Annotated in this window: 13 protein-coding genes; 3 read left to right on the top strand and 10 right to left on the bottom strand. The window is 70.0% G+C overall.

Annotation, left to right across the window (positions count from 1 at the left end):
• Positions 1–13: 13 nt before the first annotated feature.
• Complete coding sequence (locus tag HS104_40845) at positions 14–2,446, bottom strand: sodium-translocating pyrophosphatase (protein ID MBE7486306.1); 2,433 nt, start codon at positions 2,444–2,446, stop codon at positions 14–16.
• A 299-nt stretch (positions 2,447–2,745) separates the two neighbouring features.
• Positions 2,746–3,675 carry a calcium/sodium antiporter gene (locus tag HS104_40850; protein ID MBE7486307.1) on the bottom strand — a complete coding sequence of 310 codons (930 nt, stop codon included), beginning with the start codon at positions 3,673–3,675 and terminating at the stop codon, positions 2,746–2,748.
• 119 nt (positions 3,676–3,794) lie between these two features.
• Here HS104_40850 and HS104_40855 point away from each other — a divergent pair, with 119 nt between their 5' ends.
• Positions 3,795–4,160: a hypothetical protein gene (locus HS104_40855; GenBank protein ID MBE7486308.1), complete on the top strand. Its 366-nt coding sequence runs from the start codon at positions 3,795–3,797 to the stop codon at positions 4,158–4,160.
• 1 nt (position 4,161) lies between these two features.
• On the opposite strand, the gene HS104_40860 is transcribed toward HS104_40855, so the two are convergent.
• Positions 4,162–4,845, bottom strand: a complete 684-nt coding sequence (locus HS104_40860) for a hypothetical protein (protein MBE7486309.1) — start codon at positions 4,843–4,845, stop codon at positions 4,162–4,164.
• 154 nt (positions 4,846–4,999) lie between these two features.
• On the bottom strand, positions 5,000–5,635 hold the full coding sequence (locus tag HS104_40865) for a metallophosphoesterase family protein (protein ID MBE7486310.1): 636 nt from the start codon (positions 5,633–5,635) through the stop codon (positions 5,000–5,002).
• Between the two features lie 60 nt (positions 5,636–5,695).
• Here HS104_40865 and glnE point away from each other — a divergent pair, with 60 nt between their 5' ends.
• Positions 5,696–8,581 carry a bifunctional [glutamate--ammonia ligase]-adenylyl-L-tyrosine phosphorylase/[glutamate--ammonia-ligase] adenylyltransferase gene (glnE, locus tag HS104_40870; GenBank protein ID MBE7486311.1) on the top strand — a complete coding sequence of 962 codons (2,886 nt, stop codon included), beginning with the start codon at positions 5,696–5,698 and terminating at the stop codon, positions 8,579–8,581.
• Here the strand turns inward: glnE and HS104_40875 are convergent.
• From HS104_40875 to HS104_40900, 6 genes are all read right to left on the bottom strand, one after another.
• Positions 8,571–9,059 (bottom strand): CBS domain-containing protein, encoded by a 489-nt coding sequence (locus tag HS104_40875; GenBank protein ID MBE7486312.1) that lies wholly within the window; start codon positions 9,057–9,059, stop codon positions 8,571–8,573. The two genes, glnE and HS104_40875, sit on opposite strands and share 11 nt — an antisense overlap.
• A gap of 28 nt (positions 9,060–9,087) precedes the next feature.
• The gene (locus HS104_40880; GenBank protein MBE7486313.1) at positions 9,088–9,327 is read right to left on the bottom strand and encodes a hypothetical protein; all 240 of its coding nucleotides are present in this window, start codon (positions 9,325–9,327) and stop codon (positions 9,088–9,090) included.
• A 543-nt stretch (positions 9,328–9,870) separates the two neighbouring features.
• Positions 9,871–10,845: a hypothetical protein gene (locus tag HS104_40885; protein MBE7486314.1), complete on the bottom strand. Its 975-nt coding sequence runs from the start codon at positions 10,843–10,845 to the stop codon at positions 9,871–9,873.
• A gap of 35 nt (positions 10,846–10,880) precedes the next feature.
• Entirely contained in the window at positions 10,881–12,062 is a 1,182-nt protein-coding gene (locus HS104_40890) for a hypothetical protein (GenBank protein MBE7486315.1), read from the bottom strand.
• Between the two features lie 51 nt (positions 12,063–12,113).
• Complete coding sequence (locus HS104_40895; protein MBE7486316.1) at positions 12,114–12,734, bottom strand: hypothetical protein; 621 nt, start codon at positions 12,732–12,734, stop codon at positions 12,114–12,116.
• Positions 12,734–14,404, bottom strand: a complete 1,671-nt coding sequence (locus tag HS104_40900) for an IgGFc-binding protein (GenBank protein MBE7486317.1) — start codon at positions 14,402–14,404, stop codon at positions 12,734–12,736. The genes HS104_40895 and HS104_40900 overlap by 1 nt, the downstream gene beginning before the upstream one ends.
• Before the next feature lie 376 nt (positions 14,405–14,780).
• Between HS104_40900 and HS104_40905 the strand changes: the two genes are divergently transcribed.
• Complete coding sequence (locus tag HS104_40905; protein ID MBE7486318.1) at positions 14,781–15,524, top strand: SUMF1/EgtB/PvdO family nonheme iron enzyme; 744 nt, start codon at positions 14,781–14,783, stop codon at positions 15,522–15,524.

Consider the following 15,524-nt stretch of genomic DNA (forward strand, 5'->3'; position numbering starts at 1 on the left):
AGAGAGCTCGGGCTCACTCCGCCGGCTCGGGCTCCGGCTTCTTGGTCGGCGCGGGCTCCCCACCGGAGTGGATGCGCATGCCGTAGAAGCTCCGGTAGACGAAGAACAGCATGATGGCGAAGAACACCACGGCGAGCACCGCGCTGGTCTGACGACCGAGCATCAGGCCCATCTCGACTGCCAGGAGGCCGAAGAGGGTGGTGAACTTGATGATCGGGTTCATGGCCACGCTGGAGGTGTCCTTGAAGGGATCGCCCACCGTGTCGCCGACGACGCAGGCGTCGTGCAGGGGCGTGCCCTTCTCCTTCAGATCGACCTCGACCACCTTCTTGGCGTTGTCCCAGGCTCCGCCCGCGTTGGCGAGGAAGAGCGCCTGGTGCAGGCCGAAGAGCGCGATGCTGATCAGGTAGCCGATGAAGAAGAACGGCTCCACGCAGGCGTAGGCCAGGGTGGCGAAGAACACGACCAGGAAGATGTTGAACATGCCCTTCTGCGCGTAGGTCGTGCAGATCTCGACGACCTTCTTGCTGTCGGTGATGCTCGCCTTGGTCACGCCTTCGAGCTTGATGTTGGCCTTGATGAACTCCACCGCGCGGTACGCGCCCGTGCTCACTGCCTGGGTCGAGGCGCCGGTGAACCAGTAGATGATGCCGCCGCCCGCGATCAGGCCGAGCAGGAAGGGCGGGTGGATGAGCGAGAGCTTCTCCAGGTTCTCCTTGAGACCGTTGGTCAGCATCACCATGATCGAGAAGATCATGGTGGTGGAGCCCACGACGGCGGTGCCGATCAGCACCGGCTTGGCCGTGGCCTTGAAGGTGTTGCCGGCCCCGTCGTTCTCTTCGAGCATGTGCTTGGCCTTCTCGAAGTTGACCTTGATCTTGAAGTCCTTCTCGAGCTCTTCCTCGATGCCCTCGATGCTCTCGATGGTCGAGAGCTCGTACACGCTCTGGGCGTTGTCGGTCACCGGACCGTAGCTGTCCACGGCGATGGTCACGGGGCCCATGCCCAAGAAGCCGAAGGCCACCAGGCCGAAGGCGAACACGGCCGGCGCCATCATGATGGTCTCGAGGCCCATGGTGCTCACGTAGTAGCTGGCGCCCATCAGCCCGAGCAGCACGATGCCCATCCAGAACGAGCTGTAGTTGCCCGCGGTCATGCCGGACAGGATGTTGAGCGACGCGCCGCCTTCACGGCTGGCAGTCACGACCTCGTCCACGTGCCGGCTCTCGGTGCTGGTGAACACCTTGATCAGCTCGGGGATGATGGCGCCGGCCAGCGTGCCGCAGCTGATGATGATGCTGAGCTTCCACCACAGGCTGGGGTCGCCTCCCAGGCTCGGGATCAAGAGGTAGGAGACGAGGAAGGTCAAGCCGACGCTGACCAGAGAGGTCAGCCACACCAGCACGGTGAGCGGCATCTCGAAGTTGAACTTGTCCTTCGGGCCGAGCGTCGCCTTCTGGTAGCCCTCGTTGGCCAAGTACGAGAGCGCGCTGGCGATGACCATCATCACGCGCATGGCGAAGATCCAGACCAAGAGCTGGACCTGAAGCAGCTCCTGCGGCACCGCCAGCAGAATGAAGGTGATGAGCGCGACGCCGGTCACGCCGTAGGTCTCGAAGCCGTCCGCCGAGGGACCGACCGAGTCGCCGGCGTTGTCGCCGGTGCAGTCGGCGATCACGCCCGGGTTGCGCGCGTCGTCTTCCTTGATCTTGAAGACGATCTTCATCAGGTCGGAGCCGATGTCGGCGATCTTGGTGAAGATGCCGCCGGCGATGCGCAGCGCCGAGGCGCCCAGCGACTCGCCGATGGCGAAGCCGATGAAGCACGGGCCCGCGTACTCGCGCGGGATGAACAGCAGGATCGCGAGCATGATCAGGAGCTCGACGCTGATCAGCGCCATGCCGATGCTCATGCCGGCCTTGAGGGGGATGGCGTAGATGGGGAAGGGCTTGCCGCCGAGGGCTGCGAACGCGGTGCGGCTGTTCGCGTAGGTGTTGATGCGGATGCCGTACCAGGCGACGCCGTAGCTACCGGCGATGCCGACCAAGCTGAAGAACAGGATGATCAAGACGCGCTCGATCGGGAACTTCAGCAGGACGCCGAAGTAGACGACGATGATCGCGCCGATGAAGATCTCCAGGATCAGGATGAACTTGCCCTGGGTGATCAGGTACGTCTTGCAGGTCTCCCAGATCAGCTCGCTGATCTCCAACATCGACTTGTGGACGGGGAGCTTCTCGACCTGCTTCAGGGTGATGAAGGCGAAGACCAGGCCGAGGACGCAGACGGCCAGACCGCCGTAGAGCAGCCCCTTGCCGCTCATGCCCAGCATCTGGACCTTCTCGAGGTCGGGCAGCACCAGGTTGGCCTCGCCGCCGCCTTGGTGCGGCGTGCCTTCGGTGGCCCAGGCCGTGCCGCTCACGAAGAAGGTGGCGAGCAGCGTCATGAATGCAGTGAGAGCGAACGTGGCTTTGTGCAGTGCGCCACGGGCAGACCAAATAGACATCTCGTTCAACCTCCGCTTTCGCGGAGGCGAGCTTCCACGTCCGGGCGACGGACCGAGCACCAATCGGGCAGCTCGGGTCGTCGATCGAAGCGCTTGGCCTCGCCTCGCCCCCCCTACAGCAGGGGGAGAAACTGGGCGCGCTTTAGCAGAGTCCGGGCACGCAGCCAATGGCCACCGAGCACCCCGGCACAAGGTAGGTAAATGTACGCAATTCCACGCGGGCCGGCCCCGGGCCTCGTCTAGTGAGGCTGAACGGCCAGCGCGATCAGAAACGCCGCATAGGCGCTGACCAGGAGCGCGCCCTCGGCGCGCTGGATGCGCCGAGCGGTGCGCATGCTGACCGCGGTGAGGAGCGTCAAACCGCCCATTACCAAGAGATCGAGGCGCATCGTCGCGAGCTGGCCGTCCACCGGGTGCGCCAATGCAGTGGCACCCAGGATCAGCAGCACGTTGAAGATGTTGGAGCCGAGCACGTTGCCGACGGCGATCTCCGAGTGCCCCCGCAGGGCGGCGACGACGGAGGCGGCGAGCTCCGGCAGGCTGGTGCCGATGGCCACGACCGTCAGACCGACGAGCCGCTCGCTCATGCCGAAGGTGCGCGCGATCCCGACGGCGCCGTCCACGAAGAGCTTGCCTCCACCGAGCAGGAGCACCAGGCCGAGCAGCACGAAGGCGGCCAGGGCCAGCCGACCCTGCTTCGGGGGCGGCTCGATGTCGGTGTGCGCGGCTGCGCCCGCGGGGGTGACTGCTCGCAAGGTGATGCGCGTGAACCAGAGCGCGCCCAGCAGGAGCAGCGCGCCTTCGACGCGACCGATGCGGCCGTCCCAGAGCAACACGGGCACGGCAGCCGCGGACAGGAACACCGCCGGCAGCTCGCGGCGCATCAGGCCGTGCTGCACGTTGGGCGGGGCGATGAGGGTCGTGATCCCCAGGATCAAGCCGAAGTTCGCGATGTTCGAGCCGATCACGTTGCCGAGCGCGAGCGCGCTCTTCCCCTGGACTGCCGAGACCAAGCTCACCATGAGCTCCGGCATGCTGGTGCCGTAGGCCACCACGGTGAGCCCCACCGCCAACGGCGAGACGCCCATGGCGCGGGCCAGGCCCGACGCGCCTTTCACCAGCCACTCCGCGCCGAAATAGAGCCCGACGGAGCCGAGAGCCAAGAGCAGCAGATCCGTAGCCACGCCGGAATCAAGACTGGCGGGCCGGCGGATGCAAGCGTTTGACGGCAACCTTCGCCGGGCGCAGCCTTCGCGGCGTGTCGCCTCACTCCGTACGAGCCCTGGCCATGTTCCCGGTGCTGGTGCTCGGTGCCTGCATCTCGACGCGGCAGGCGCTGACTCCGGAGGCCTCCAAGGTTCACTACGTCGAGGGCAAGCTGGAGCCCGCCTGTGACATGATCGAAGAGATCAGCGTCGGGCGCGAGTTCTTCGTGACCGACGAACGCCAGCCCGCGGTGAGCAACGACGACGTGGTCGTGCGCATGCGGCGGCTGGCGGCGAAGCGCGGCGGCAACCTGGTCGTCATCCTCGAGAACGAGCCGCCCAACAACCAGTGCACGGGGTACAACGGCATGGGACGCGTGTATCGCTGCAGCGCGGAGGCGCTGGCTCAGCTGCCGCCGTCCGGCAGCAAGCTCGCGGCCAAGGAGTAGCTCAGCGCTTCGCGCTCTGGGTACGTGACTTCGACCCAGTCGCGGTGTCGAACGTCAGCCCCACGGTCGCCACGACGCCGACCCGCTGCCCGCCCAGCAAACGTTCACCGGTCGTGGTCGTCGGTCCGAACAGGCCACCGGTCGTCGAATACTCCACGCGCTGCCGCTCCAGGTCCCTGCCGTAGAAGCCCTCGAACCCCAGCTCGAGGTGGGTCTTGCCACGCGCCCAGAACACGTGCGAGGCGCCGGCGTGGACGGCGGCGTAGGGCAACGTGGCGGAAGCGCCGCCGCGCTGGCAGAAGAGATCGCAACCGACGCCGGAGTAACTGTCGCTGCCGACCACGCCTCGCAATGTGAAGCGCGGACCGAGCTCGCTCTGCACGACCGCGCCGAGCGACATGCCGAGCGCGGCGTAGGAGCCCCCGAACAGCTTGGTGCCGAAGTTGCCGACGATGGCGGGCTCGAAGTAGCCGTAGCGATAGCCGAGCGTCAGCGAGTGTGCGACGACGTTGCCCAGGACCTCGTCTCGCGCCCAGCCGGGACCGGCGTTGAAATGGAAGTCCTGGTTGGCCGAGCCGTGCCGCTGGTCTGGTCGTTCGGGCTGGCCCGCGTCCCTTGCAGGCTCGGCCGCGAGCGCGGACGTGGCGGCGAAGAAGGTCAGTGCGAAGGCTACCGTGCGCAACATGCTGGTGGGCCTACGCATCGCTCGTGCCAAGACGCTGCGGACCGAGCTTCGCGGCCGAAACCCCGAGCTTTTCGCTCCGTCTGACAGCGCTGTCAGGGCCGAGCGGTGTTGCGCCGCGTTCACATGGCGCCGACGCAACACTCGCCGCGAGGCGTCAGTCCAAGGGCACGGTCAGCAGCCTGGCCTGGTGCCCGATGGAGCTGGTCTCGACCAGGGCCGCGCTCGCGAACGCGCCTGCCGGGTTCTCGCCGACGCTACCCACACCCACGATGTGCACGTCGGGCAAGTACCGCTCGAACGCCACGTGGCTGCCCCCACACACGATGATGTCGGCCATGTCGTCCCCGACCAGCGCGTTCATCTCGTCGTCGCTCATCTCCGGAGAGAACGGCTCGGTGGGATCCACTGGGCAGCCGTGTATGGCCAGGAGCTCGTCGGCGTTCTCGAGGGGAATGCGCGCCATGATCGGGAGCTTCGAGACGCGGGCGAGGATCAGCTCGCCGAGCTCCTTGTGCACCTGGCGCAGGCGCGCGATGCGCTGGCGCTCGGTGTCGGTGGTGCCGAGGAGCTTGTCGGGGTCGACCCGCGTGAGCGCCCGATCGCCGATGCCCTGGACGCAGACCGCCTTGTGCTCCGTGAGCAGCTTCCAGACTTCCAGCGGCTCGGGTCCCGGAAACAAGAGGTCGCCGCAGGCGACGAGCTGATCGAAGCCCAGGCCGCCCGCGTATTCGAGCACGGCTCGGAGGGCCTTGGCGTGGCCGTGGATGTCGGAGACGCACAGGAAGCGCATGGCGCGCCTGGGGCTTTAGCAGACCCCGCTCGGGTTGGCGATTCATGCTACTTCCGCGGCGTGTCGTCCGAGAGCCTGCTCGCCCGCGCCCGGGGCATCGACCCCGACCGCGCAAAGAGCTCGGAGCGCGAGCTCGGCTCCGAGCGCGCCGTCGCGGTGCTGCTCACCACGGCCTTTCCGCCGCTCCGACCGGCGCTCGGCTGGCAGGTGGACGCGCTCGACGAGATCGCCCGAGCGGGCTGGCGCGGCCGCCGGCAGCGGGCAGACCTGTTGGCGCGCCTGCTCGCGGCAGTCGGCGACCTTCGCGACGCCGACGCGGTGCTGAGAGAGCTCAGGCGCGCGGTCTGGACGGAGAAGGCGCGCATCGCGCTGCGCGAGCTCCTGCCGGCGAGCCTCGGCGGCGCCAGCATCGACGTGACCGCGGCGGAGCTGTCCGACTTGGCCGAGGCCGCCCTGGAGGTCGCGCTGGCCGAGGCGCTGGAGCACGTCACCGCGCGCTTCGGTGAGCCGCGCCTGGAGACGGGTGAGCGCTCCGGCATCGTCTGCCTGGGCATGGGCAAGCTCGGGGGCAGGGAGCTGAACGCCGGCTCCGACGTCGATCTGATCTTCGTCTACGACAGCGACGAAGGCGCCGCCGGCGAGATTTCGCTGCACGACTTCTGGACGCGCGTGGTGCGGAGAGCGGTGGCGACCATCGAGGCGCCGACGGCGGACGGCCTGGTCTGGCGCGTGGATCTGCGCCTGCGCCCCGAAGGCTCCCAGGGCCCCATCGTGAACAGCGTGGACGCCGCCGAGCGCTACTACGAGACCTGGGGCCGGCTCTGGGAGCGCGCGGCCATGCTGCGCGCGCGTCCGGTGGCGGGGGACGCCGCGCTGGGCAAGCTGGTGGAGCGCGAGCTGATCGCGCCCTTCGTGTTCCGTCGCGAGCTCGATCCCGCCATCGCCGGCGCGCTGTCGTCGCTGGTGGAGCAGTCGCGCGCGGAGCTCTCCGAGAGCCCCGCGCGCGACGTGAAGCTCGGACCGGGGGGCATCCGCGAGGCGGAGTTCTTCGTCCAGAGCCTTCAGCTGTTCTGGGGCGGCCGCGAGCCCAGCCTGCGCGTGACCGGGACGCTGTCGGCCCTGAACCGCCTGCGCGCGCGCGGTCTGGTCACCGACCGCGAGATGCGCAGCGTCGCGGGTGCGTATCGCATGCTGCGGCGAATCGAGCACCGCATCCAGTGGATGACCGGCGTCCAGACCCATGACCTGCCCGAAGACGGCGCCGAGCTCGACGTGCTGGCTCGCACGCTGGAGCATCCCGACGGCGCTGCGCTCCTGGAGGAGCTCGATTCGGCGCGCGCACGCGTCGGCAAGCTCTTCCGGTCGCTCTCGCCGGCAGGGCCGGCCCCGCTCGCGCGACATCACGTGCTGCTTCAGAAGCTCGACCTCGGCGACGCATCGCTCCCGGAGGTCGTGGAGCAGACCCTGGGCAATCCGGACGTCGCCGAGCACCTGCGCGCCCTCGCGCGCCGCCCCGACGGCTTGCTCGGCGCGCTCACGCGCGAGCGTCATCCGGAGGCGGCCGACCAGGTCCTCGACGGCATCGCCGAGTCTCCGGATCCCGAGCAAGCGGCGCGCACGCTGCGGGCGCTGGTCGGGCGTTTCACGAGCCCCGGCCCCTACGTCACCCTCCTGCTCGAGGAGCCACGCGCGCTCGCTCGCCTGCTGTGGGTGGTCGGCGCCAGCGCCTTCGTGGGAGACGCGGTGGTCAGCCGACCCGAGCTGGCGGACGTCGTGCTCTTCGGGCGGGACGGCGTGCCCGAGCCCCGCCAGGTCGTCGCCGCTGAGCTCGGCGCCGCCGAGGTCGCCGGCGGCGAAGATCCCTTCGAGCTGCGCGATCGGTTCGTGCTGGCCACGCGGCGGGCGAAACGCCGCGTGATGGTCGAGGTCGCGGTGGCCGACCTCGCCGGAGTCCTCTCCACGCGCGACGCCACGCGGCTGCTCTCCGAGCTCGCGGACGAGACGGTGGACCGGGCCGTGCGCTTCGAGATGGGGGGCTCGCCGCAGGGGCTCGCCGTCATCGCCGTCGGCAAGCTCGGGGGGCGCGAGATCGGCTACGGCTCCGACCTCGACGTGCTGTTCGTGTACGACCCGTCGGCGGCGCCTCCGGACAAGGACGCAGGCGAGCACTTCGTGCGGGTGGCCCACCGGATCATCCGTTTGCTGAGCGAGGCCCACCCGGCGGGACCCGGCTACGAGCTCGACACGCGGCTGCGCCCGTCGGGCTCCCACGGCATGCTGGTGACCTCGCTCGCGTCCTTCGCGCGCTACCACGGCGTCGCGCTCGGCGCGGAGGACGCGGGCCCGGCCGTGCAGTCCTCCGGGGCGGCCTGGGAGCGCCAGGCGTTGATCCGGGCCCGCGGCGCGGCCGGGGATCCGCTGCTCGTGGACGCGGTGATGCGCGTCGCCACGCGCGCGGCCTACGAGGCCGGCGCACCCCCCATCGAGGAGATGCACCGGCTGCGCTCACGCATGGAGGTCGAGCTCGGTCGGGAGCGGCCTGGGCGCTACGACCTCAAGACCGGGCGCGGCGGGCTCTTGGACATCGAGTTCCTCACGCAGTGGCTGCAGATGAAGCACGGCAAGGACCCGCGCATTCGCACGCCGGACACCGGGGAGGGGCTGGAGGCGCTCGCGAGCGTCGGTTACCTGCCGCGGCCGGAGTACGAGACGCTGCGCGAGGCGTACACCTTCTTGCGCCGGCTCGAGCAGCGCATCCACGTCCTGCACGCGACCAGCGCGACCGTCATCGACGTGCGCGCTCCGGGGCTCGGGCAGCTCGCGAGGCGCATGGGCATCTACGACAGCGCTCGTCGCGGCGGTGTGGACGAGCTGCTCGAACGCTACCGGGACGTGACCGAGGCGGTGCGCGCCGCGTACCAGCGCGTGCTGTCGGTCAGCGGTTGAGCGCGAGCGCGCGCAGCATCGCGGTCGCCGTCAGCACGCCGATCAGACGACCGCCCTCGTCGATCACCACGCCCAGCGGACGCTCGTCGTTTGTCAGCATTCGGGCCGCGATCTTCAACGACGTAGTCGCCGGGATGAACGCGCCGCCGCTGGTCGCGGCGTCGAGCGCCGTCGCGCGCGCGAGCTCGGCCTTCGAGCGGCGTCGCACGCAGCGCAGCACGTGGGCGGCGGTGACGACGCCGAGCGGTCGGTCGTCGTCATCGACGACCACCACCACGGTCGCCGCGGTGTCCCCCAGCTCGCGGGCGACGAGGTCGAGCGGGGCGTCAGCTCGCGCCACGGGTGGCCGCCGCGCCAGCGCACCGGCCTCCGCCGTGCCTGCTTCGTCCGGATGTGGGCTGACGCCGGGCCAGGTGTCGCCGAGCCACCACGACGTCGCCTGCACCTCTCCTCGAAACTGATCGGGAACGGACGGCATGCTTCCGATTCGACCCACGTTGAACCTCCTAGAGCGCGGGCAACAGCCCGTCATCGTCCGGAGTCATCGGCTCCGGACCGGGTTTCTCGTCGCCGGGCGACGGCTGCGGCAGGAACGACAAGAGGAGCAGGACCGGGATGGCGGTCACGACCACCAGCAGCACCAGCGCGGAGAGTGCGAGTAGCAGCGGGCTCAGCAGCACCAGCATCGCGAACAAGAGCAGCCAGTCGCTCGGTCGCGCGGATGTCTCCGGTCGCAAGGTGTCCACGGGTCGTCTCCTCTGGGCTCGTGGCTGCAAGGCTCGGGCCAAGCCGAACCCGCGGAGAACCCAGCGACGACGCGAGGAAATCGGCCGAGGGCGCCAGCGTGGCATTCGGCGACAGCGCCTCACTTTGCCCCACGCTCAGCGCGTTTCCTCGCGCGTCGTGACTGTGAGCTTCGCCAGCGCCTGCTCCAGCTCGGCATCTTCTTCTAGAGTGGCCAGCAGGAGCTCTCGTGCTCGCGGCTCGGCGGCGACGTCAGCGGCGATCCGGATGCGCTCCGCGGCGCCTTTCGCGCTTCGGCGCAGGCGTCGCGGGCCTGCTCCAGGCGGGCGAGCGCCCGCTCGAGGTCTTCTCGTGCGCAGCCGATGGTCCACAAGAGCAGCTGCTCCGCGCCGAGCTCGAGCTTGATACCGGACCCCGGGGCGCGTCGGCGGGCGCGCCGCTCGCGGCGAGCTCTGCGCCCGCACCGTCGGCGACCGCGTGCGTCGCTCTCGAAGGGTGAGTGGACCGCCGACCCGCCAGAAGCGAGGTGAGCTCGTGCGCGCGGGCTACTTCACGCTGCAGGTCGAGACCCCGGCGCCGACCACGGTCTTGGCGATGCTGCCCACGACCGTGGTGCTGCCGTCCGCCGGGCTGTAGCGAGTGATCTTGGTGGGACCGCCGGACGGGGACGTGAACACGTAGAAATCGCCGCCCCAATGCGCGAAGGCGAAGGCGTGATCGTTCCCCGCGGCGACGGGCGTCACCGCGAGGACCTCGGCCGTGTGCTTGTCGATGTGGGCCACGTAGCCGCCGTTGCCGGCGGGGTCGAGGATGTAGCCCCAGAGCTTTCCGTCGTCGGAGCTCGTGAGCTCGATGCGGTTGCCCGGGTTCTGGGAGAATGGCCCGACCGGCGTGAGCACGAAGGAGCCGAGGTCGATGGAGGCGAGCCCGAGCGAGTCCGCCCCGGGCTTGCCGCTCTCGGCGACGTACAGCGTCTCGCCCTGACCGTCGTCGTTCAGCGCGAAGCCCATGCCGAAGAGCTTGAAGCCGTGCTGGTTGGGCTCGAAGCTGGTCTTGGCGCAGGCAGCGTTCTCCACGTTCACCATGAAGAGCTTGCCGGGCGGCGTCGCGCCGAGGCCGTTCGGTCGATACACCACGTAAGCGACGCCGAGTCGGCTCACGCCCATCGAGAACGGGTTGCCGTCGACGGGGCAGTCGAGCGCGCCCACCAGCTTGACCTCGCCGCTCGCCGGGTCGTAGCGATAGAAGTCCTTCTCGCTCGTGACCAGGTAGACGAACAGGTCCTCCGGGTCGCAGGGCGCCAGGCCGTCGACCAGGAGGTCGGGGAACGCGTCCGACGGCGAGTCGGGCGTTACGTCCTCCGAGACGTCCGCCGTTGCGTCCTGGTCGGCGCTGGCGTCTTCGGGTCCCGCGTCCGACGCCGCGTCCGGAGGCGCGGGGGCGAGGCCGCTGCGCGCGCCGCATGCCGCGGCGATGGAGAGCGGGAGCAGGATCGTGAGCCAGCGCGCGCCGAGTCGCATGCGCGGAATCTACACCGCTTTGGCGGGGCTGAAGCTCACAGAGAGCAGGCGAGCTCCATGGCGCCGGAGTCGCAGGCCTTGGCGAGCGTGAATTTCTTGCCGAGGTTCTTGCCGAAGGTGCACTCGCAGCTGGTGCCCGGAGCCGCGCAGCTCGCGGCCCAGTCGCCGCAGCCCTCCGTGCACTCGCCGCTCGGCATCCCGGAGCTGAAGCACTTCGTGTGGGGGCAGCTGTCCCGAATGGCCTCGCAGCTCGGCTCCAGGACGATGCCCGTCGTCGAGTCGCACTGAACGCCCTTGGCCAGGTAACACTCCAGCGCTTTCCAGTGGTACTCGCCGCAATCCGAGCCCCACACCCGCATGCTCTGCTCGCACTCTGCGAGGCTGAGTCCGCCGCAGCTGAGCGCCGCCTTGCAGAAGTCGCGCACGACGTCGGAGCCCGTCGCGGAGGCGTTGCACGCGGCCGGGCAGGGCGTCGCGAGGCACGCCTTGTAGGCGTCCGCCGCCTTGCCAGCGTCGGGGAACGCGCCGCCGCAGATCGTGGCGCAGTTGCTGGAGGTGCCGGAGCAAAGCTCGATGCAGTCCGCCCAGCCGGTGAAGTCCTTGGCCAACGTGATGGCCTTGGCCGCGGCGCAGCAGTTGTTCTTGCCGCAGTAGCTGCACAGGCTCTCACCGGGCGTGTGCTCGCAGACCGTGCAGGCGGCCTCCGCCTGCCGCTCCGCGTCGCAGCCGCCGAGCTGTGGGGTTTCGAACGGACAAGTGAAACAGCCGGCGTTCGCCGCGCAGTCGACCACCGCCTGCGACTCCTTGGCGCAGGCCGGGTACTTGGCGAGCTGTTTCTCGCAGCGGAGCTTGCAGACCGCGGGGTCCAAGACCTCGCAGATCCCCTGCGGCGCGGCTGCGAGGCTCTTGGCGCACGACTTCTCGCAGGGTGTCCCGCCTCCGCCCACGGGCCCGCACACGCCGCCGTCCCCGGCTACCGTGCCTCCTGCTCCGGCGGCCCCGCCGCCGGCGAACCCACCGCTGCCGCCGCTCCCCGCGGAGCCGTCGCCGGCTGCGCCCCCGGAACCTCCTGCGGCAGCATCGGAGCCCCCGGTGCCGCCGGTGCCGGCGCTCCCGCCCGCCGCGGGCCCGCCGCTGGGGTCATCCGAGCCGCATGCTGCCGTGACGAGCACGATCCCGAGTCCCAGTGCGCCCAATCCCGCCAGCGCGCTCCGCATGTCTCCTCCTGAGGCTTCCCCCTTGATACGGAGCGCGCCTTCGGCTCCTCCCTACTTCACGCACAGCGTGGCACCCGGGTGCGGGCTCTCCTTGCAGAAGCCAGCCGGACGGCTCGGGAAGAAGCAGCAGAACGCGGCGGTCGAACCGCACTCGCTGCCCGTCCAGCAGGTGCGCTGCTCGCCGCTCAGGCACTCGGCGCGACACTTGGAGGGCGTGGATCCGAAGGTGGTGTCCGCGCAGCAGAGCTGTCCCTCGCCGCAGTCCTCGCCCGCGTCGCACATGCGCTCCAGGGCGTTCAATCCGCAGGCGATCTCCAGCGGGATGCACTGGAACGCGGGCGGGTTGCCGCTGCCTTCGCCGGTGATGCAGCAGTGCTGGAGCGGCGCCTGACAGGCGGCGCCCGGACAAGTGATGCTCGGACCATTGGACCCCGGACCGACCGGGAGAGCTCCGCCATCATCGCTCGCCCCGGCAGCGCCGCTCTGGCCCCCGGCTCCGCTGACGCCGCCGGCCTGGCCGCCGCTGCCTCCGCTGATCGACGCTTCCTCCCACCCCGCAGGTGCTCCGCCCGACGCCGCCGCGCCGGCAGCGCCGCCCGGCTCGCCGAGCGCTCCGCCAGACGCCGAGCATGCCGCCAGCGTGAGGGCGACCACGGGAAGCGCGCCGCGCATCACTTCACCGGCGGGAGCGCGATGCGCTCCAGGTTCGAGCCGCCGGGGTACTGGTAGCTCGTGTAGCTGCCGTAGCCCATGACCTGGATGCCCACCGGCTCGCTCGCGTCGAGCACGTGCGCGCCGCCGTTGCCGGGTCCGAGCTTCACCCGCGCCACACCGTACTCGCCGCCGATGGCGCTCGGCGTGATGGCGAGCATCTCGCCGTCGAGCTCGAGCTTCGCGTCGAGCGGCATCACCACGTCCAGGTACGACACGTCGTAGTCGTCCGGCGCCAGGAACACGTAGGTCTTGCGGAACTGCTCGACCGGGATCATGAAGCTGAGCGAGGGGTCGCCGCGGTAGTCCTCGTCACCGGCGAATTCGGGCGGATCCTGGAGCGCACCACCCAGCATGAACGAGCCGACTCCGAAGGGAGCCGAGCCGACGATCTCGAAGTCGCTCTTCACGTTCTCGAGGTCCACCACCTGGCCCGCGCCGATCACGGTCGGCGCGCCGGGCGGCGCACCGCTCGGGTAACTGAGCTTGGTCTGGTCCACGTTGCCGTAGACGCGAACGCGGTGCCCCGGCACCTTGCCCAGCGGCGAGGTGGGTGCGGTCACGAAGTAGCGCGTGCCGAGCGTCTCGGCGGGGAGCAGGGTCTCCTCGAGGTGATCGCACGCCGGGGTGCCGGCGGGCTCCTCGGTGCAGCGCACGCCCGACAGTACCTGCACGGGGTGGTTCGAGGTCACCAGGCTCCCGGAGAAATCCGAGCCGACCTCGCCCACCAGCTGGACGACATCCCCGCCGTTCATGTCGAGGCTGACGAGCCCACCCGGTCCGGTCTCCGGAGTCGCGCTGCCGGCGATCACCTTCGCGCTGGCGGCGAGCTTCACCTCGACCTTGGTGCCGTCGGTCGCAGCGGTGATGCTGACGAAGCTCCCCGACTTGTGGTTCTTCTGCCCCATCACGCGGTAGGTGCCGGTCCAGGCGTTGCTCGGGAGGAGCAGCGAGGCGTCGTTCGTGAACGAGAAGCAGCCCACCGGCTGGTTCCCGTTGGTGACGCAAGGCTCGAGGCCGGGGCAAGCGCTCCAGTCTTTGCCCGTCGGACCTCCCTTGCTCGCGTACTCGAGCGGGTTGAACTGGTAGACGGAGACCGCCGACGTGCTGGTCAGATGGTAAGCGCCGTCCTCGACCTCGGGGGAGTCGAGCGCCGGCCCCAGTGTTCCGCACACGTTGCCCTGCCCGCCCTTGAGCTCGGGAACCCAGGGCAGGTGGAACTTCGCGAGCCCGCGGGGCTGGACGGTTCCGGTGGCCACCGGGACGCCGGCGCGGTCGATGCTGATGCTGGCCGGAGCGTCGCCCGCGTTGGCCACGACGACGGCGAAGTCGAAGACGTCCCACACTCCGTTGCTCGTCACGGTGGGCCAGAACTCGCAGCCCACGTACGAGGTGTTCGGCTGCGCCGGATCGCACGGGTCGCTGCTCGCGCCCCCGGAGCCCGCGTCGATGTTCAGACCGCCTCCCGAGCCGCCGGAGGTGCTCGGTGCTCCCCCGCTCCCGAGGCCCGCGCCGCTGCCGGCGCTGCCCGCATCGGGGTCGCCGATGGCGACCACGTCCCGGCCTCCTCCCGGCACCGCGCTGCAAGCGAGCCCCAACGCACAGCTCATCGAGACGACCCAACGGCGCATGCTCACGACCTCCGCTCTGCAGTGTGGCGGCTGGGAGCGATGCCGAACTGAAAGCTCGCTGAAAGATCGGTTTCAGCGTTCTTTCAGCCCACACCGTCCGCGCGCGTGGCCTCCTCCGGCCATGGAAACGCTGCGTATGGGGCTCGTCGTGCCACTGCTGATCTTGGGTTGCTCTGCCGCGGGCTCGGGGCCCGCGGGCGGCGCTGAGAGCGGAACAGCCGAGAGCACGGGCGGGGCCAGCGGGAGCACCTCCCCGGGCGGTAGCGCCTCGGTGGGCCAAGCTGGCCAGGCCGGGGAGGGAGGCGACACGGGCGCGGGAACGCCCCCGCTCGACGCAGGCCCGAAGACGCCGAGCCCTCCGGCGCCCGGCGAGTGGATCAGCGTCAACCAGGGCAGCTACCTCGCCGGCGCGGCGCCGGACGACACCTGCAACACCTCCGTGAACCAGGTAGAGCACCCGGTGACCCTGACCCACGACTTCGAGCTGAGCGCGACGGAGGTGACCTTCGCACAGTACGAGCTCGCGATGGGCGCGCCGCACCCGAGCGCGGGCAGCTGCCCGAGCTGTCCGGCCAACCTGCTGAGCTGGCACGCGGCCGCGGCGCTCTGCAACGCGTACTCGACGAGCGCAGGGCTCGTGCCCTGCTACGCGTGCGACGGCGCGGTGTGCGAGGAGGCGATCGCCCCCCACGCCTGTCACGGCTATCGTCTGCCCACCGAGGCCGAGTGGGAGTTCGCCCACCGCGCGGGCACCAGCGCGCCGACCTACGCCGGCGCCATCACGGTCTGCGGTGGGCTCGATCCCGGCCTGGATGGGATCGCGTGGTTCCTCTACAACTCGTCGGGCGGCGCCCATCCCGTCGGGACCAAGCAGGCAAACGCCTGGGGGTTCTTCGACATGAGCGGGAACGTCTGGGAGTGGACCCACGACGGCTACGTCTCGGACCGTTCGACGCTGCCCCAGCTGGACCCTGTCGGCCCTGCGAGCGATCTGCGCGTGATGCGCGGCGGCTCCTACAACTGCGTCCCGAGCGAGATCCGCGCGGCGCATCGCTCGGGGCTCCCGGCCACGATAGCGGGCCTGAACGTCGGGGTTCGCTGCGCGCGCACGCTGGACTGA

The sequence above is a fragment of the Polyangiaceae bacterium genome (assembly GCA_015075635.1).
GTDB lineage: Bacteria > Myxococcota_A > Polyangia > Polyangiales > Polyangiaceae > JADJKB01.